This window comes from Mycoplasmatota bacterium (assembly GCA_018394295.1).
Lineage (GTDB): Bacteria > Bacillota_I > Bacilli_A > Haloplasmatales > Haloplasmataceae > JAENYC01.
This window is the reverse complement of the sequence record CP074573.1, coordinates 2,027,100-2,045,236: the sequence shown is the minus strand read 5'-3', so window position 1 is coordinate 2,045,236 and position 18,137 is coordinate 2,027,100. Positions and strand designations below refer to the sequence as shown.

Genomic DNA, 18,137 nt, shown 5'->3' with positions numbered 1-18,137 from the left:
ATAGATTCTATTTTTTGATATCAAATATATTTGTATTTGAATAGAATAAACTAGAAATACTTTTTATATGACGGGTAACATAAAAAATGAACGAATACGTTCGTTTTTTATGTCATTAGAATTAAAATATTTTATTTAGTTAAGTAATTGATTCTATCTATCTTGTATAAAAATACTTAAAAAAACGAGTTAATTTAACTCGTTTTTTACTTAATGATTATTACGATGTAATTGAAGTTTTTCTAAGTCTAAAACCCTTAAAGAATCACTTACTTTCTTTTCAATTGCTAGCTTAGCATATTGATCAACTAATTTATTTTCTTTATGTGTTAAACAAACAGCACCACCAATGCATCCTCCAATACAAGCCATTCCTTCTATAAAATTGAATTTGTTCTTTTTTAGTTTCAAAAGTTTGAGTGCTTTATCAATTTCATTAATTCCATTACAAACGATAGGATTGAAAGGAATATCAGTTAGGTCTAATTCTTTAATTACTTCCTCAACAGCATCTTTTACCCCACCAGTACGTGCAAATAAACGACCGAAATAGGAAGCATTATCTAGTTTATCGTCTTCACAATCTTGAATAGTTATTCCATAGGCATCGATTAGTGCATCTAACTCTTCAAAGGTCATCACGTAATCAGTTGCATCTTTGATGTCATCTTCTCTTTTTTCTACCTTCTTAGAGGTACAAGGACCTATGAAAACAATAACAGCGTTTGAATCTGTTTTTCTAATCAATCTTGACATAGCAATCATCGGCGAAACCATCGTAGATAAGTAAGGCGCTAATTCAGGATAGTTATTTTTAACATGATATACAAAGGATGGGCAACAAGATGTCATGAGACAAGGTTGATTATTATTAACAACTGATTCAACAAATTCCTGTGCTTCATAATAAGCCACAATATCAGCACCTAGTGAAGCTTCAATGACATCTTTGAATCCCATTTTCTTAATTGCATTCACTATTTTGTTAATCTTAATATTATACTGACTTGCAATAGATGGTGCAATGACAGCATAAACATTTTTACCTAAATCCTTTTTAGATGCTTCAAGTGCATTTAGTATAGGGATGATTTCACTTCTATCAGTTACCGCACCGAAGGGGCATTGGTAAACACAAGCACCACAGCTAGTGCATTTATCGCGGTTGACACTGACTTTATTTTCTTGGGTAATGTCAATTGCTTTACTTGCACAAGCTTTCATACAGGGTCTTAAAACGTCTGATATCGCATTATACGGGCAAGCCTTACGACATCTACCACAACTAATACATTTATCATTATTAATTATTGCTTTACCATTGAGTAAGGTAATGGCATTCACAGGACAAGCCTGTATGCATTTATGAGCTACACATCCTCTACAAGCTTCGGTTACTTTATACCGTTCAGCGGGGCATTCATCACAAGCAATATCAATAATTTCAATTATATTATTTTCTTGAAGTATATCATCTGCTGCAAAATTGATTCGTTCTGAAATGATTTCACGTTCTTTATATACACAGCATCTTGAGATGGGTTTATCTCCACTAATAATTTCTTTAGGAATTTTATATCTTGTTTTATCAAAATTACCATTAATAACACGCTTTGCGATTTCTTTAATGACTTCGTAGCGAATCATTTGGACTTGACTATCATATTTTCTCATTATGTATGCTCTCCTTAGTAGTATTGGACTTCTACGATTTTTCCTAAACGAATTAAAACTTCTTCAAGTTCTTTTAATACACTTAACTTAATACTTAATTCTTGAGGGAAATCTGGATTTTGGTGAGCAGGATTTATTGCTTTACCTATTAAAAGTGTAATGTTTGTACAGTCCTCATATAGTATTTTAGTTAATCTAGATGCACCATCGTTTTTTCTTAAAAAGGTTAAATCATTTAAATGATTAATTTGTTTTAATTTATTTACGACACCTTTAAGAGTTAGAACTCCTTCTGTTACTAGATCAATACCTTCTATTGATGCAGTAGGTGGAATTGTTGGGTCATAAAATTCAAAATTTGTTTTTAATTCTTCATCTAATTCTCGTGATACAATATTCGCTGCAGTCCCACCACAAACAATTTTTATACAATCATTCTTCGTTAATTCTTCTACAACTAGTTGATCATCTTTTGAATCTTTTGGGGGTCCAGAAAATAAAACAGCATGTTTTTTCTGTATCGCTTTTATTGTAACAACCGTGACATCATCTCCTGGTTTTCCTAAATAAAAATCATTTACAACCTGTAACATGTGGTTGGTGATATTTTTGGCAGATATATTCTCATCGATAAATAATTCTAAATAATTGGCTACTTCATCCCAACCCCAACCTAAATTTAGAGTTTTACCTACTCCAGCATGGATGACACCATCACTTACAAAGACGATTGTGTCTCCTTTATGCAGTTGAAATGTGCTTTCAGAGATTTTCTGTCCATTGATAACACGTTCATTTCTGGGTAAAGGGAGTAGTTTTCCTTTTCTTAAAAAATATACTTTAGGGTTATCAAATTCAGCAACATATACTTGCCCGGTATTATCAACTTTTATAATGGTAAAAGTTGAATAAGCTAACTCTCTTATTTTACATACTGGTAAGGTATGAATGAGTGTATCAACTACCTCTTCTATAGATAAACCTTCTTTTAACATGGTTATTGCGATTTTACTAGTTAAGGTTGATAATATATTAGCTTTGACACCACTACCTAATCCATCAGATAAAATACCAATGATTTGATTATTAGATCGTATAAATTCTACGTTATCACCACATAATTCTTCACCATTTTTGTTTAAATGACCGGATGCAAAATCAACGAAGTAATTCATCTTTATCGTCCTCTTCTTGTTGAATGAGTTTCTTTAAATGAGTTAAAGTGACTTTTGTTTCAGCAGTTGTTTCACCTAAAAGACTTGCAATTTCTTGCGCAACCATCATTTGTTTATTAATTACTTGTTGTGCCATATCTATGGCATTTATTTTAAGGCTTTTCATCCATTCTTGTTTTTTAACTTGGTCAGTAATATCATGAAGAATACATAACATCACTTCATGAGAGTCAATCCAAACAATATTTTGAATAACAACTGATTTATTATTGTTAACAGACATTCTTTTACCAATGATATTACAGTTATGCTTAGCAACATAACTAAATAAATCATCATCTAAAACAACAGAAACAGGTAATCCTATAACATCATTTCTTTGCATGTTAAAAAATGTTTCTGCCGCTGGATTAAATTCAAGAATAGTTAAATCTTTTTTAATCATTAATACAGTATTTGGTGTTACATCAAATATAACATTCGTTAGTGTTTCAGCACGATATCTCATAAATGGTAAACACATATTTAATTCAGCCATCCCATTATAAATAGCGATTGCTTTATCTTTACAAGTTTTGTAGCCACAAGTTCCACAATTTAATTCATCATCAACCTCAGTTTTTCCAAGTGTTTTTAATATCTCTTTTATTTTTTCTTCTGAAGGTATTTTTAATGGTGTATATAATGATGGAAATGATTGTTGTAAATTAACTGAATAAATTGTTTTATCTTCACCTGAGGGCTTATTATCATTTAATGATGAATATCTTAGGACCCTCAATTTTCTTTCAACGATATCAACATTATCTTTAGGCATACCCGAACCACTAATACAGCTATGTTCACAAGCACTCATTTCAAAGGTAATATTTTTATGTTTTCCTTGTTTAATGGCTTCTAAGGTTTGAATACAGTCAGTTAATCCACTTACAGATAAGGTTTGTTGTTTGTTCTGCTTAATATTTTGTAAAACACCACCCGTTAATGGGTAACTTCTGTAGGATGGCATGGAATCATCAAATGGGCTTTCTTCTAATTCATTAAAATCAATATAATTTTCATTAATTAGTTCGATTAATTCTTCAAAGATTAAAACAGCATCAATTGTATTTTCATCGATGCCTTCTAATTTTTTTGATAAACAAGGTCCGATAAAAACAGCTTTTACCTTATTTCCATACTTTGCTTTTAATAACCTAGTATGTGCTACCATAGGTGATACGACAGGTAGTAAGTGTGGAATTTGATCTGGATAATATTTTTGTATTAATAAATTTATCGTTGGACAACAACTTGTAATATAAGAAGTATCCTTCATATTTTGTATATATCGATTATATTCTTCTGTTACAAGTTTAGCACCTACGACTGTTTCTTCTACATAAGAAAAACCTATTTTTTTTAATGCTGTACTTATTTTTGTACTATTTTCAGCAAAAACACTTACAAATGAAGGGGCAATTGAAACGACAACTTCTTCTTTATTTTTCAGAAAACATTTAACTTTTTCTAATTCACTTTGAACTTTTTTAGCATTTTTGGGACAAACGTCTAAACATTTTCCACAAGCAATACATTTAGTTTCCATGATTTCAGCATGGTTTTTTATCACTTTGATTGCATTTACAGGACATACACGAACACAAGCATAACAATTTTGACAATTCGTTTGATTAAAATTAATTACACTCATTTATTAATCCTTAAGATATGCTTCAATTTCTTGTTCGAAAATCTCTGCAACATTATCCCTAGAAAATGATATAACTTTATTATCCCATCGTAAAACAGATACAGCTTCTACACAATGTCCTAAACAAAAAGCTGCATTTAATTCAATTTGATCTTCTAGATTTTTCTCTTTAATAAGTCTTTTTAGCTCTTCAATTACATCATATGAACCTTTTAAATGACACGCACTTCCTATACATACTTTAATAACTTTCATATTATTTCCCTTCCTAATTCAAATATTTTTACTATTAAAGAAATTTAATTAGCTGTTTTAATATATAAATCGAATTATCCTTTTATTTGAGAAAAAATTCACAATTTCTTACAACTTGATTCTATCATAAAATGGTATATGTATCAATGATGAAATAGTTGAAAATGCTTTCAATTATGAACATTATTTTTTTAATCTAATATGATAAATTAGGCGAATATAATTGGAGGTTGCTTATGTATTATCCAAATCAATTATTTCTTTTGAATCATAAATTTTTTGAAAATTTAATTTTAAAAGAGAGTGAGGAAATCGATTTGAAGAATACGATTAAATTAAAAACCATGAAGGTATGTCAATCAATTGTAAAAGTATTTACATTTATTCCTCAATTGTTTGATTTTTTAAGTTATCTATTATTACGTATAAATGCAATTAGGTAATATGAATTTAAAATAAACTGGAAAATAGTTCCCCAAGAGACTTCTTTTTGTTTATTTTTATTATGAATAAACGATAGGAGGTTTTTTTATGGTCAATCAGATATTAAAATCATTTCCAACAATTAATGTTGAAACAAATTATTTCTTAATTAAAACAAACAATGGTAAGTATTATTCTTCTTATTTAGAAGAAAATAGAGTGGGTTTATATCCTTTATTAATTCATGTAGATGAAAAAGGTAATTATATAGCGGAAAATAAGAAGAAAGAAAAAGAACTTAATTTATTTATTAATCAATTAAAAATTGATGATATTGTTTTGATTCCTAGTTCAAGAAATAAAAAATTATTTATAGGCAAAATAACTTCACAATATTATATTGAAATGGACAAAATTTATAAAAATGTCATCTGGATAAAGGAACTCGGAATAGAGAAATTACATCATATTCATCAATTTATTCATTTAGCTCATCCAATCATTTGTCTTAATAAAATGAAATACGAGATTGAAAGAAACTTATATTCTATTTTTCGAAAAGAAACGGCTTTTCACTTTGTCTTAAAAGTCAATCAACAAGATCATATTTTATGTAAAAGTCTTTATGGACTTTATCATTTATTACTTAAAGAAGTGTATCATCAGGATTTAAAAATAAAAATGACAATTCAAAGTCCTGGACTAATAGAGTTAATAACAGATAAATTAGATGTAATTATTACGATAATTAATGTGATTAAAATAATTGAATTATTAACTAAGCAACATAAAATGACGGATAAAGAAAAACAATTCATTAAAATCCATGATGAGATTATTAAAAAATACTATAATTTTGAAGTTGAAAAACTTCAAATAGATCCACCTTTAATTGATAGTAAACTATTAGGTTTAATCAAAGAAGAGCATGAATCTAAGAAAAATATTAAGTAATTAAAAAAATAGTCGATATATAGCGTAAATATAGACATACATTCTACAAATTGGAGGGAAATTATGAATAATTATTATATTAACTTTATGGATAATGTATTGCCTGAGAAATCTTATTTGATCATCTTATGTCTAAAAGACATTACTCATAATAAAGAAGATGTAGATGTATTATATGAAAGAGGGATAATCTCATTATTTTATGTATATAAGTTATACGAAACAAAAGTTATTTATCATGAAAACTTTGATTTTTTAGCGTATCAATTTATTCTACAAGTCATGCGATATTATATTCATAAAGATAAAGTTTAAAGGCATAATAAATTTAGGTGATATTATGTTTTTTAAATTATTAATTATAGCTGTATTACAACTAATTGTTTATGAACGAATAGGAAGTGTTGTTAAACACTTATTCAAGATTAAGTTTAAGCATATGAATTTAATCATAGGGTATTTATTTTCATTATTAATCTTCTATTCTATTAATGTTTATTTTGTTTTAAGACATTATCCTTATACACTATTTGAAAATATCCTTTTTCCCATCTATATAGTGATAATGTTTATTTTCCTTATGTTATCAACAAGGCGAAAAAGTATCAAATTTGATTATATAATAATCATTTTAATATTAGCTTATATTTATCACTTTTTAACCTTAGCGTTTATAATTCCAGGAGAAGCATCGGAATATTTATCAACTATTCACCAAAACATCAATCAAGCGATTAATTTATCTGCGTTTCAAACGTATACGTTAATGTATTCTTCATTTTTAAATATTAACTCAACCGTTTATTGTGTAAATGTCGTTACCTTTATTCATTTATTTATGATCATGTACACCATTTATGAATGTTTTTGTGTGCTATTTCATTCTACCAAAAATTGTCGTTATGCATTTATTTTCTTCTTACTGCTTTTTACAGTTGTCAATTCTGGCATTAGAGATATTCTTCTACCACAAAATGCCTATCAATTCATCTATTATCCATTTTCAGGTGAGGCTGTTTATTTATATGCGATAGTACCTTTTCAATGGGTATTATTTTATCGTTTGGATAAAAATAATTTCTTATTATTCTTTTTAATCAATATGACTGCAATGGCATTGACTCCAATAAGCCTTTTCATGCAGTTTTTAATTAATATTGCATTCATCATTACTCTTCTACTTATTAAAGCCTATAAAACCCCACAATTATTAGCTACTCTTATCTTTGTTAGCTTATTCCCATTATTTTTTCACCTTATTATATATAGTTACCACCCAAACATTAAACTCCTCTATTATATAGTATTTTTATTACTGATTGCATCAGTCTCTTTGATTACCTATCAAAAAAAGAATCATCATCAAAAGATACTTTTGTTTTCATCAATTATCTTTGTTGTTTTCTTAATGTTTTTATACAATTATTTATTTAAAAAACTTGATTTAAACATAAATGAAGAAGTTATCCTTCAAATTAAAAAAGAATATCGTAATCAAAGACCACAATTACTACTATTTTATGGATTAGGTCTATATGCTTTATTTAAACTGACTAAAGAAGATATTCAAATTAAAAAAGTATTGTTTTATCTACCAATGGTCGTTTTGCTGATACTAATTAATCCAGTAACTGTTTATTTTGTTATCAAACATCACATTCAATTTACTTATCTTATGTGTTTAATACCTCTTGCATTTTCAATTACATACATGTTTATCAAAAAAACACGTATTATTGAAAAAGCAATCATCCTTCTTTTATTTATTGGAGTATCACATACGATTTATGATTCTTTAGAATCACTTAGAAGCACCAATCAAAATGTTTTTTATCGTATAGATAATGATGCATTAATCCTTAGTGATTATTTAAATCAAAATAAAGAGATTAAAAACATTTTAGTCACAAGTGATTTACTGAATGAAATTACTGTGAATACAGAAAATATTAATTTATTATTAACTAATCAAGACCTTCAAGAAAATAATCAGGTTTTCATAGATGAGGAGTTACTCCTAATGTATTACACGATAAATGATAAAGTACCAATTGATGTTGTTCTTTTTGCTGACAATATTACTCAATATAATATTGATGCGATTATAGTAGATAAAAATAAGATGGTTAATTCTTATCTTGATTTACTTTGTAAGTCAAAAAAAGAATTTAGTTATTACAACATTTATATGTTTTAAATAAAGGCAGTGATATAATGCAAGATATCAATGTAGTTAGTTTAACGAATAATGTTAGTTTAAATCAATTGAAGAAGCTAGTTATAGATATCAAAAGTGATAAAATAGCTTTAAGTCCACAGTTGAAATCATGTAGGTATAAAAAAACAATTTGGTATAATCATCATAATCGATATTTTCTTTATAAACTACATAGTTTAACGATGATAAGTTACTTGTTAACTGATTATAAATTATTTAAAGACGACCAAAGTATTGAAAAGGCACTTCATTTATTTTATTCATGGTATGAAGAAAATTACCCCAGAAGTCACTGTAATCTGAGTTATCATCCACATGTAATCGCTGAAAGATTACTTGTTGAATCTAATTTGTTGAGTATATGTAAAAAACTTGATTTATGTATATTAGATGATATATTTATTGAAGTGATGTCATCTCATATGAAAATGCTTAGTGATGATAATATCTATAAAAAGCAACATCTTGATGGTATAGATCAAGACATTGCTTTATTAACATCTGCAATTCTTTATAACCAATATTATATAAAGAATGCATGTAATTCTTTTATAGACCAATCTATCAAGCGTTTATCCATTCAACTTGATTATTTTATCGATGATGATGAATCTTCCTTTCTTGGAGAATCTATCCAAAATGCTTATCGTTTGTTTTTACGGTTAAATGATTTACTCACCTTTATCAACCAATTTACCGAATTAGAAACTTTTTCAAATCAAATAAAAGTGAAGCAGGATCATTTATATCTTTTTATTTATTCTTTTACACAACCTGGTGGAATTCTTCCTCCAATAGGGGATAGTTCGTATGTTACTATTAATCAAACGCTTTTTTTATCTTATTCGCATCCTTACAGTAACTATTTTAAATCACTATTTAAAGAAGAGAAAATTGATAAACATCTAGTTTATAGAAACATCTATTATCCAAAAGCAAATCTTTTAATCACAAGTGATTTAGATCATCAATTATTTTTTTATAATGCTTTTTATTCAACTCATCATAAACATCATGATAATTTAGCTTTTTACTTAGTTTATAAAGGACATCCATTATTTATTGATGGTGGTCGGTATAATTATCAAACTGACAATTTTTTCCGTCAAGCAATTAATAGAAGTTATGCACATAATACAATCTGTGTGGATTTTCAAGATTACCCTATTGATAAATGTCAACTTAATCACTGTGGTATCGTTAATGTGGTATTAGAAGACTGTCTAACATATGCCTGTGGTATTCATACTTTATATGAAGGAGTGATTCTAAAACGAAATATTTTATTTGTTTCTAATCAATTAGTATTAATTGATGAAATCTTCGCAAAAGAAAAGCATGATTATGAAATCATCTTTCATTTAAATCCAATCTTGAAATTAAAAACAAAAGGTTATAAGGACTATTATGGTTTCTTAAACAATGAACTCACTTTTAAAATAAATCCAATTTATAGTACCATGTTATTAACTCCACATTATTATTATGGAGATCAAAATCAATATAAAGGTTTTATGAGTCAGAAATTAAATCAGATTGAACCCACTCATACATTAATTTATCATGGGAAGGGTAAAACTGAATTAATAGTGACGCAAATTAATTTAGGAAGAAATGAACCCTCAATCAATGTTATTGCTAATGACAAACTCATTCATATCAAAATTATTGAAGATACGTATACAATCTTAAGAGGTAGAACTTACAATGAAATATCAAAAAATGATCTTCTATTAAATCAGAAAATATCAACTCAAAAAACTTTAAATAAAACAATAAATTCATTTTATTCATCAATTTAGTTTACATAAATTAAGCAAAGCAGTACAATTGTACTAGGTGATAATTTATGAAATTTATTGATATCCATAATCATATTTTACCTCAAATTGATGATGGTGCTAAAACAGAACAAGAAACGCTTCGATTCTTGAAGATGGCTGATGAAAATCATATTGAAAAATTAATTGTAACCCCACATTTCAAAGTAAATATGTTTGAGAATACTAGAGAGATTATTCAAAAAAAAGTAGAGGATCTTAATCAAATAATTCATGCAAATGATATTAAGGTTAAGGTTTACCCAGGGTGTGAAATATTCTTAACAAAAAACACTTCTAATTTATTAAATAATCAAAAACTTCAAACATTGAATAATTCTTCTTATATACTCGTTGAAACACACCGTTTAAATGACTTTTGGGTGTTAAGTTTAAAAGAAGCTTTATATAACCTTTCAGTAGATGGATATAAAGTCATTTTAGCGCATCCTGAACGGTATGATATTACCTATAAAAATCCTAATTATATTTATGAGTTAGTTAAAGAAGGACATTATATGCAGGTCAATGTTAATAGTCTAAATAATCGTCATCCGAATCATAAAATCGTGAAAAAATTATTAAAACATCGTTTAGTTCATTTTATCGCATCTGATGCGCATGATTTAAAACACCGTCCTTTAATTTTAGAAGCTGGATATGATTTTATTAAAAAACAATTTGACCAAAAGTATGCAGACGATTTATTTTATAATAATCCACTACGAGTCATTTCTAATGAAGATATTAAGATAAATGACTATCAAAAAATCAAAACTAAGAGTTTTAAACTATTTTAATATAATAAAAAGTTAAATCATATTGATTTAACTTTTTTCATTTAATAACTTTTTTAATTGATTAAATGTAAGTGGTTTTGAATAGTATTTCCCTTGTCCACCGTCTATTTGTAAATTTTTAATTGAATTAACTTGTTTTTCCAAATTAACTCCTTTAGCGATTAATAAAATATTCATTTCCTTCGATACGATTCGATATAATTGAATTAGCTCATAATTAAATGTATCATTATCAATGTTTTTTATTAAACTTTTGTCTAATTTTATTTTTCTAATATGATATTTTTTTATTTGTGCAAGACAAGCACTATCCTGACCAAAATTATCGAGTGTAAAATTGAACCCCATTTTTAATAAATCATTAAAGTTTTTATTAATCCGATTTGAGAAATCTTTCATATGATAACCGGTAAATTCAAATTCAATATTTGATGGATTAAGTTTATATTTATTCAATGTTTCTTTTATATGAGAAATAAATTGTGTTTGTTCTAGCTGTTCAATGGATATATTTAAGGAAATTGGAAGGTTAAAGGATGTTAATGTTGATAATTTGGCAGCTATATCATCAAATAAAGAATAAAAGATTGAATTAATTAGACCTGTTTGAATAGCTACTTGAATATATTTTTGTTTTGAATAAGCATTTAGTTGGCTATTTGTCCACTTAATCATCATATCAGCCGCTATGACTTTATTGGTATAAACATCATAAACTGGTTCATACATTAAGTTATATGCTTTGTTTTCAATAGCAGAACGTAATAAATTCGCAATTTTAAATCGTTCATCAATTGATTCACGCATTTTAGGAGAATAATAGAAAATTTTCTTCTCAAGATGATTTTTTGCTTCATACATCGCAATATCAGCATTTTGGATTAATTCATCACTATTTGTACCATCTTTCGGATATATTGCGATACCTAAACTAGCTGATGTATTTATATAATTTCCTTCAAAAATAAATGGTTTATTAATGATTGATAATATTTTTTTAGCGTGTCTTGTGATGTGTTGTTTCCCTTTACAGTCTTTTAATAAGATAACAAACTCATCTCCGCCATAACGAGCAATTAAATTATTCCCATTAAAGTATTTTTGAAATCTGTTAGATAATTCAATTAAAAATTGATCCCCTGCATAATGCCCTAAAGAGTCGTTTATATCTTTAAAACGATTTAAATCAATAAATAATACTGCAGAGGTTTCTTTCTTTTCTTTCTGGATAATTCGATTTAAATTTTCGGTAAAATATACACGATTATATAATCCTGTTAAGGCATCTTTTTGAGCCAATATACGCATTTTTTGATCAATAATTTTTCTTTCACTTAAATCTTTAAATATACCAACATAGTTTGTTGTTATTTGGTTATTTTTAATTGCGTTTATGTTTAACCATTCGGGATAGATTTCACCTTTTTTATTTTTATTCCAAATTTCTCCATGCCAATGATTATTATTTAAAATATGTTTCCACATATTTTTATAAAATTCTTTACTTTGCAAATTAGATTTTAATATACGTGGGGTATTCCCCATTATTTCATTTAATGTAAATCCAGTTATATTTGTAAAGGCATGATTAACCCATTCAATGTGACCATCTGCATCAGTAATAATGATTCCTTCGTTATTGTTTTCTAATATTTTTTTAAATAAATTTAATTGATTATTAGCTTTTATTTTATGGGTTATATCGATGTAATGAACATAAGCACCGATAATTTTATCATTATAGGTTATTGGGAAGGCTACAATTTCCACATTAATTAAGGAATTATCTTTTCTTTTACGTAATGTTTTAACATGAACAAAGTTTGTGTTAAAAACCATATCCATATGGCTTTTATATTCATCTCTATACTCTATAGTGGTCAATAAATTGTTTAAATTTTCTCCTAAAACTTCTTCTTTTGTATACAAAAATAAATCAGAAAATTTATCATTGATATTTATCACTCTTTGTGTATTATCTAATACAGCGATTGGATAGGGTGATTGTGTGATAAAGGTATTTATTATTTGATTTTGTTTCATCTTTTCAGTTGTGTCATGAGCCATAATAAACATATAATCTTGTCCATTTATAGTGGTTGAAAAACAATTACATTCAATATCATTTATTTCGCCATTAGCTAACTTGTGTTTACAATAGAAGAAATGTCTTTTATGGGTTAAAACCAATTCAATATTTTTATATATTTCTTCGTCTTCAAATAAAGAAATATCAGTGAATTTTTTATTTTTAAAGGTTTCTAAATCATAACCATAAAATTGTAATGCAGCTTCATTAGCATCAATTATTTGTGTCGTTTTCACATCAACTAAATAGACAGCGTTTATATTTTCTTCAAATAGTAATTTATACATTTTATCTCTATCTTTTATTGCTGTGTCTAATACTTTTATCTCATCTAAATTTGTGATAAGTACAAAAATAATATTTTTCATACTGATTAAGTTAATATAAGCTAAAAATGTATCACCATTTTTCTTGGAGTGACGCCAAGAAAAATTAACATGTTTTTCTGAATAAGCTTTTTTGATATAATCCGACCCTTTTATAAGTGACTCTTTACCATCATCTTGAACGTAGGGAGATAAATTGGTTGGTTTTAATCCAATTAGCTCTTCTTTATGATCATAACCAAATAAATTGACACAATTTAAATTACAGTCAATAATCCGTTCGTTTTCTAGGATATAAAAAGAGATCGGTAAATTATTAATTTTATCAAATAACATACATCACAACCCCTTGTAATTATTACCTTAATTATATCACAAAAATACAAAAGTAAATAAAAAATTTTCTATATATTTAGATCAGAATTTCCGGTGTCAGTTTTTTAAAAAAGGAAATAAACACTATATTTAGGTAAATTGGATACTTTTACCATATGTCATTTTGGTAAATATCTTAATATATTAGTTAAATAATATAGATAAGAGGTGATTTTATGCGAAAAGAAGAAGTTACAATATTAGAGTGGATGATTGTTTTTGTAATTTTGACAATTCCTTTTGTTAATTTTATAATAATTATTATCTTAGCGTTGGGTAATTTCAATAGAAATATAAAAAACTTTGCTAAAGCACTAATCTTTTTCATTATTTTTGGGATATTATTATTGACTTTTTTCTATGGTTCATTAGGAAATTTACTTAGACATATTCCAAGGTATCATATTCAATAAAAAAACACTTAAAATAGTTTCCTATTTTAAGTGTTTTGTATTTTATTTTTCTTCTTTAGCTGCTTTAATAATTTTCTCTTGCATTTGACTTGGAACTTCTTCATAATGATCAAATTCCATCGCAAAGATACCACTTGCTTGTGTCATTGCTTTTAAGTCAATTGAATATTTTAAAGCTTCTGCCTGAGGGACGTGTGCTTGGATTGTTTGCCAACTTTCATATTCAGCTGGTTCCATACCAAGTAAACGACCACGACGTTTATTTAAGTCTCCCATAATATCACCAATAAACTCATCTTTAACGGTTACTTTAATTTTCATAATTGGTTCCAAAATGGTTGGTTGTGCATTTTTACAACCCTCTTTAAATGCGATTTGTGCTGCTAATTTAAAAGAAATTTCATTAGAGTCTACTGGATGATAAGACCCATCGTATAAAGTTGCTTTTAAACCGATAACATTAAATCCAGCAAGGATACCATGCTCACAAGCTTCTCTTAATCCTTTTTCTACTGCTGGGAAGTAGTTTTTCGGTACTGCTCCACCGAATATGTCTTCTTCAAAAATGAAATCTTCTTCACAGCGTTCAAAACGGATGTGAACATGACCAAATTGTCCAGAACCACCAGATTGTTTTTTATGTTTTCCTTCAGCACTTGATTTTCCTTTAATTGTCTCACGATAAACAACTTTAGGATCATCAGTTGTTACTTCAACATTGAAGTTGTTTTTTAATTTTTCAATAACAACTTCAATATGCATAAGACCTTGACCACCAATTAAAAATTGTTGAGTTTCACGATTTCTAACGAGTTCAAATGTCACGTCTTCTTTATTTAGTTTATTTAAAGATTCTGATAATTTATCTTCATCATTTTTGTTTTTTGGATGAATTGCAAGATAGAAGGTTGGACTTGGATTTGGTATTTCACGATATTGAATTATTGAATTAGGATCACATATTGTACAACTTGTAAATAAATTGTGCATTTTTACTACGATACCTATATCACCAGCTACAACTTCTTCTGCTTGAATCTGTTCTTTACCACGTAAGAAGTAAATTTGTCCCATTTTTAATTTTTTCCCATTGTTAGCAATGACAATTTCTTGATCACGAGAAATATGTCCAGAGCGTACTTGGAATAAACTGATTTGACCTAAGAATGGGTCCATCAACGTTTTGAAAACGATTGCTGAGAATGGAGCATCATAAACTACTTCTCTTGTTATCTTTTCATTTGATTCTGGATTAATACCAGTTGGTACTTTATTTTCATCTGCAGTAGGCATGTAATCATAAAGCATATCAAGTAAAGTATTAAAACCTATGTTTTTAGCAGCTGATCCTACAATAATAGGTGTTAATTTACCATCTAATATTCCTTCACGTAGTCCTTTATGTATTTCTTCATCTGAAAATGGCTCTTCATTGAAGTATTTTTCCATTAAGTCATCATTAGTTTCTGCTACAGATTCAATGATTAAATCATGTAGTTCATCAACTTTTTCACGTTTTTCTTCCCAAATTTCAGCGTCAACACATTTTTCTCCATCGTGAATACGTGCTTTCATATCAACTACATTTACAAATCCTTCAAAATCTTCACTACGACCGATTGGTGTTGCAAACGGTACAGCTCGTTTTCCTAGTTTCTCACGGATTTCATTTAATACATTTTCAAACTTAATATTTTCTTTATCCATTTTATTGACAAAGATGATAGCAGGAATATTTTTGCTTCGAATATATCTCCATGCTGCTTCAGTCCCCACTTCAACACCTTTAGTCGCATCAATCACAATCACAACTCCGCTAGCAACTCTTAATGCACTATTAACTTCTCCGATAAAATCGCTATAACCTGGAGTATCTAAAAAATTATATTTATGATTATTATACTCAACTGGTAAAATTGACATGGAGATTGAGATATTTCTACCTTTTTCTTCTTTAGTATAATCTGATACTGTTGTTCCTTTCTCAACTATACCTTTTTTTTCTATCACTCCTGCTACGTTTAGGATCGCTTCTGATATTGATGTTTTTCCAGAACTTTGATGACCTAATATCGCAATATTACGAATGTTTTTCGCTTCAAATGTGTTCATTTTGATCAACCCTCCTAAAAAATATAAAGCGCTTTCATTAGATATTATTTAATACCTATGTCAATATTATATATTATATCGTTGTTAAAAAATAGATATTTTTGAAAAAAATGTTAAAATTATGAAAACAAATAATTCAGTCATGTTATAATTATTAAAAAAAGACACTGATTTTATACCTAAAATAAGGAAAAAAAGTATAAAATTGGATATAAATTTATGAAAATGGTGATAAAATGAGATTATTTATCGCAATTAACTTTGAAAAGGAAGTTAAGGATTATTTATGTGAAGTTCAATCAATTATAAAAACATCTTCTTTAATAGGTAGATATACTTTATATGATAATTTTCATCTTACTTTACGATTTTTAGGTGAACTCAATCAAAGCGATGTTGAATTACTTTGTGAGTTATTAGATGATTTGAGTCAAACAACTCTTCCATTTAAGATAAAAATTGGTGATATTCACTCTTTTAATCGTAAAGATAAACATATTGTATATGTTGATGTGCTTAAAAATAAAAACAAACTAATTGATTTAGTGAATAAGCTAAATTGCTTAATTGATGCAAAATTTTTATTCAAGAAAAATAATCAGTTTAAACCACATATTACGATTGCAAGAGAGGTTGTTTTTAATGATGTATCATCATTATTGAAAATCATTCCTTACAATAATGATATTCTAGTTAATGAAGTATCGCTTATGTTAAGTACGCGAGATAAAAATCATATTTTAACATATACGCCGTTATATACGGTCAATTTAAAAGATTAGCTGAAGTTAAAATAGAGGGATTGAAATATTACAATATGATAGGGAGAATAACTATGTTTGATTTAAGTGGAAAAGTTGTATTGATAACAGGAGCTACCCGAGGAATCGGAAAAGGAATTGCTATTTCACTTGCAAAGGCTGGAGCAATTGTATACTTTACTGGAAGAACAGAAAAAGAATTCCAAGGCGCAGTAAAACTTAGTGGTTCTATACAAGCTACAGAGAATGAAATTAAACAGGTAGGTGGTACAGGATATGGTATTAAATGTGATCATGAGTATGATACACAGACTAAAATGGTTATAGATAGAATTATTTCTGAACAAGGAAAAATAGATGTATTAGTTAATAATGTTTGGGGCGGTTATGAATATTATAATAATGGAACTGAATTTTGGAATGAAAAAGGATTCTGGAGTGCACCACTTAGTCGTTTTGATAAAATGTTTAAATCAGGCGTGAGGGCACATTATGTGACTACATGCTATACAATACCTGAAATGATAAGTCAAGGTAGTGGACTTATCATTAACCTATCGTACTGGTCAGCAGAAAGAAATGATATGGGAGTTGCCTATGGTATGGCAAAGGCTGCAACCAATAAAATGACTGAGACAATGGCACATGAACTTAAAGAAAATGGTATTAGTGTAATTACTATTTATCCAGGACTTGTAAGAACAGAGTCAGTAATGAAGTCAGCAGAATTTTTTGATTTATCTAATTCTGAGTCAACAGAATTTATTGGACTTGCAGTAGCTGCCTTAGCAACTGATTTGAATGTAATGGAAAAGAGTGGGACTAAGCAGATTGCAGCACAAATAGCACTAGACTATGGTTATACAGATATAGATGGAAAACAGCCAATACCATTAAATATATCAAATTGTCAGTAGTGATATTATGAGCATAATCAAATGAAAAGGGAAGTCTAAGATGACTTCCCTTAAAAATTGACTATATATAATGTTAAAAAAGCAAGTAACTATTAAATAATCAAAGCTATTTTTTGCTGTTATTTGTAGCAA

15 protein-coding genes are annotated in these 18,137 nt (G+C 27.7%); 9 read left to right on the top strand and 6 right to left on the bottom strand.

Annotation, left to right across the window (positions count from 1 at the left end):
• Positions 1-210: 210 nt before the first annotated feature.
• Genes KHQ81_09420 through KHQ81_09405 form a run of 4 tightly spaced genes read right to left on the bottom strand, consistent with a single transcriptional unit; the run spans position 211 to position 4,797 of the window.
• Positions 211-1,674 carry a monomeric [FeFe] hydrogenase gene (locus tag KHQ81_09420; protein QVK17107.1) on the bottom strand — a complete coding sequence of 488 codons (1,464 nt, stop codon included), beginning with the start codon at positions 1,672-1,674 and terminating at the stop codon, positions 211-213.
• Positions 1,675-1,688: 14 nt separating this feature from the next.
• A complete protein-coding gene (locus tag KHQ81_09415; protein ID QVK17106.1) occupies positions 1,689-2,849 on the bottom strand; it encodes a serine/threonine-protein phosphatase in 1,161 nt (386 codons plus the stop codon).
• Positions 2,833-4,542, bottom strand: a complete 1,710-nt coding sequence (locus tag KHQ81_09410) for a 4Fe-4S binding protein (GenBank protein QVK17105.1) — start codon at positions 4,540-4,542, stop codon at positions 2,833-2,835. Before KHQ81_09410 ends, KHQ81_09415 begins: the two co-directional genes overlap by 17 nt.
• Before the next feature lie 3 nt (positions 4,543-4,545).
• The gene (locus KHQ81_09405; protein QVK17104.1) at positions 4,546-4,797 is read right to left on the bottom strand and encodes a (2Fe-2S) ferredoxin domain-containing protein; all 252 of its coding nucleotides are present in this window, start codon (positions 4,795-4,797) and stop codon (positions 4,546-4,548) included.
• A gap of 236 nt (positions 4,798-5,033) precedes the next feature.
• Here KHQ81_09405 and KHQ81_09400 point away from each other — a divergent pair, with 236 nt between their 5' ends.
• The 6 genes from KHQ81_09400 (at position 5,034) to KHQ81_09375 (ending at position 11,012) form a co-directional block, all read left to right on the top strand.
• Positions 5,034-5,240: a hypothetical protein gene (locus KHQ81_09400; protein ID QVK17103.1), complete on the top strand. Its 207-nt coding sequence runs from the start codon at positions 5,034-5,036 to the stop codon at positions 5,238-5,240.
• 88 nt (positions 5,241-5,328) lie between these two features.
• Positions 5,329-6,174, top strand: coding sequence for a hypothetical protein (locus tag KHQ81_09395; protein ID QVK17102.1), 846 nt, complete (start codon positions 5,329-5,331; stop codon positions 6,172-6,174).
• Between the two features lie 63 nt (positions 6,175-6,237).
• Positions 6,238-6,489 carry a hypothetical protein gene (locus KHQ81_09390; GenBank protein QVK17101.1) on the top strand — a complete coding sequence of 84 codons (252 nt, stop codon included), beginning with the start codon at positions 6,238-6,240 and terminating at the stop codon, positions 6,487-6,489.
• Positions 6,490-6,514: 25 nt separating this feature from the next.
• Entirely contained in the window at positions 6,515-8,371 is a 1,857-nt protein-coding gene (locus KHQ81_09385) for a hypothetical protein (protein ID QVK17100.1), read from the top strand.
• Positions 8,372-8,388: 17 nt separating this feature from the next.
• Positions 8,389-10,194, top strand: coding sequence for a heparinase II/III family protein (locus KHQ81_09380; GenBank protein ID QVK17099.1), 1,806 nt, complete (start codon positions 8,389-8,391; stop codon positions 10,192-10,194).
• Between the two features lie 47 nt (positions 10,195-10,241).
• Positions 10,242-11,012, top strand: coding sequence for a capsular biosynthesis protein CpsB (locus tag KHQ81_09375; protein QVK17098.1), 771 nt, complete (start codon positions 10,242-10,244; stop codon positions 11,010-11,012).
• Between the two features lie 27 nt (positions 11,013-11,039).
• Here the strand turns inward: KHQ81_09375 and KHQ81_09370 are convergent, their stop codons facing one another.
• On the bottom strand, positions 11,040-13,763 hold the full coding sequence (locus KHQ81_09370) for a PAS domain S-box protein (protein ID QVK17097.1): 2,724 nt from the start codon (positions 13,761-13,763) through the stop codon (positions 11,040-11,042).
• A 215-nt stretch (positions 13,764-13,978) separates the two neighbouring features.
• Here KHQ81_09370 and KHQ81_09365 point away from each other — a divergent pair, with 215 nt between their 5' ends.
• Entirely contained in the window at positions 13,979-14,215 is a 237-nt protein-coding gene (locus KHQ81_09365; protein QVK17096.1) for a hypothetical protein, read from the top strand.
• Between the two features lie 42 nt (positions 14,216-14,257).
• Here the strand turns inward: KHQ81_09365 and KHQ81_09360 are convergent, their stop codons facing one another.
• Positions 14,258-16,327: an elongation factor G gene (locus tag KHQ81_09360; protein ID QVK17095.1), complete on the bottom strand. Its 2,070-nt coding sequence runs from the start codon at positions 16,325-16,327 to the stop codon at positions 14,258-14,260.
• A gap of 236 nt (positions 16,328-16,563) precedes the next feature.
• Between KHQ81_09360 and thpR the strand changes: the two genes are divergently transcribed.
• Together thpR and KHQ81_09350 are read left to right on the top strand one after the other, a co-directional pair.
• Positions 16,564-17,109 carry an RNA 2',3'-cyclic phosphodiesterase gene (thpR, locus tag KHQ81_09355; GenBank protein ID QVK17094.1) on the top strand — a complete coding sequence of 182 codons (546 nt, stop codon included), beginning with the start codon at positions 16,564-16,566 and terminating at the stop codon, positions 17,107-17,109.
• A 53-nt stretch (positions 17,110-17,162) separates the two neighbouring features.
• The gene (locus tag KHQ81_09350; GenBank protein QVK17093.1) at positions 17,163-18,005 is read left to right on the top strand and encodes an SDR family NAD(P)-dependent oxidoreductase; all 843 of its coding nucleotides are present in this window, start codon (positions 17,163-17,165) and stop codon (positions 18,003-18,005) included.
• The last annotated feature ends 132 nt before the right edge of the window (positions 18,006-18,137 follow it).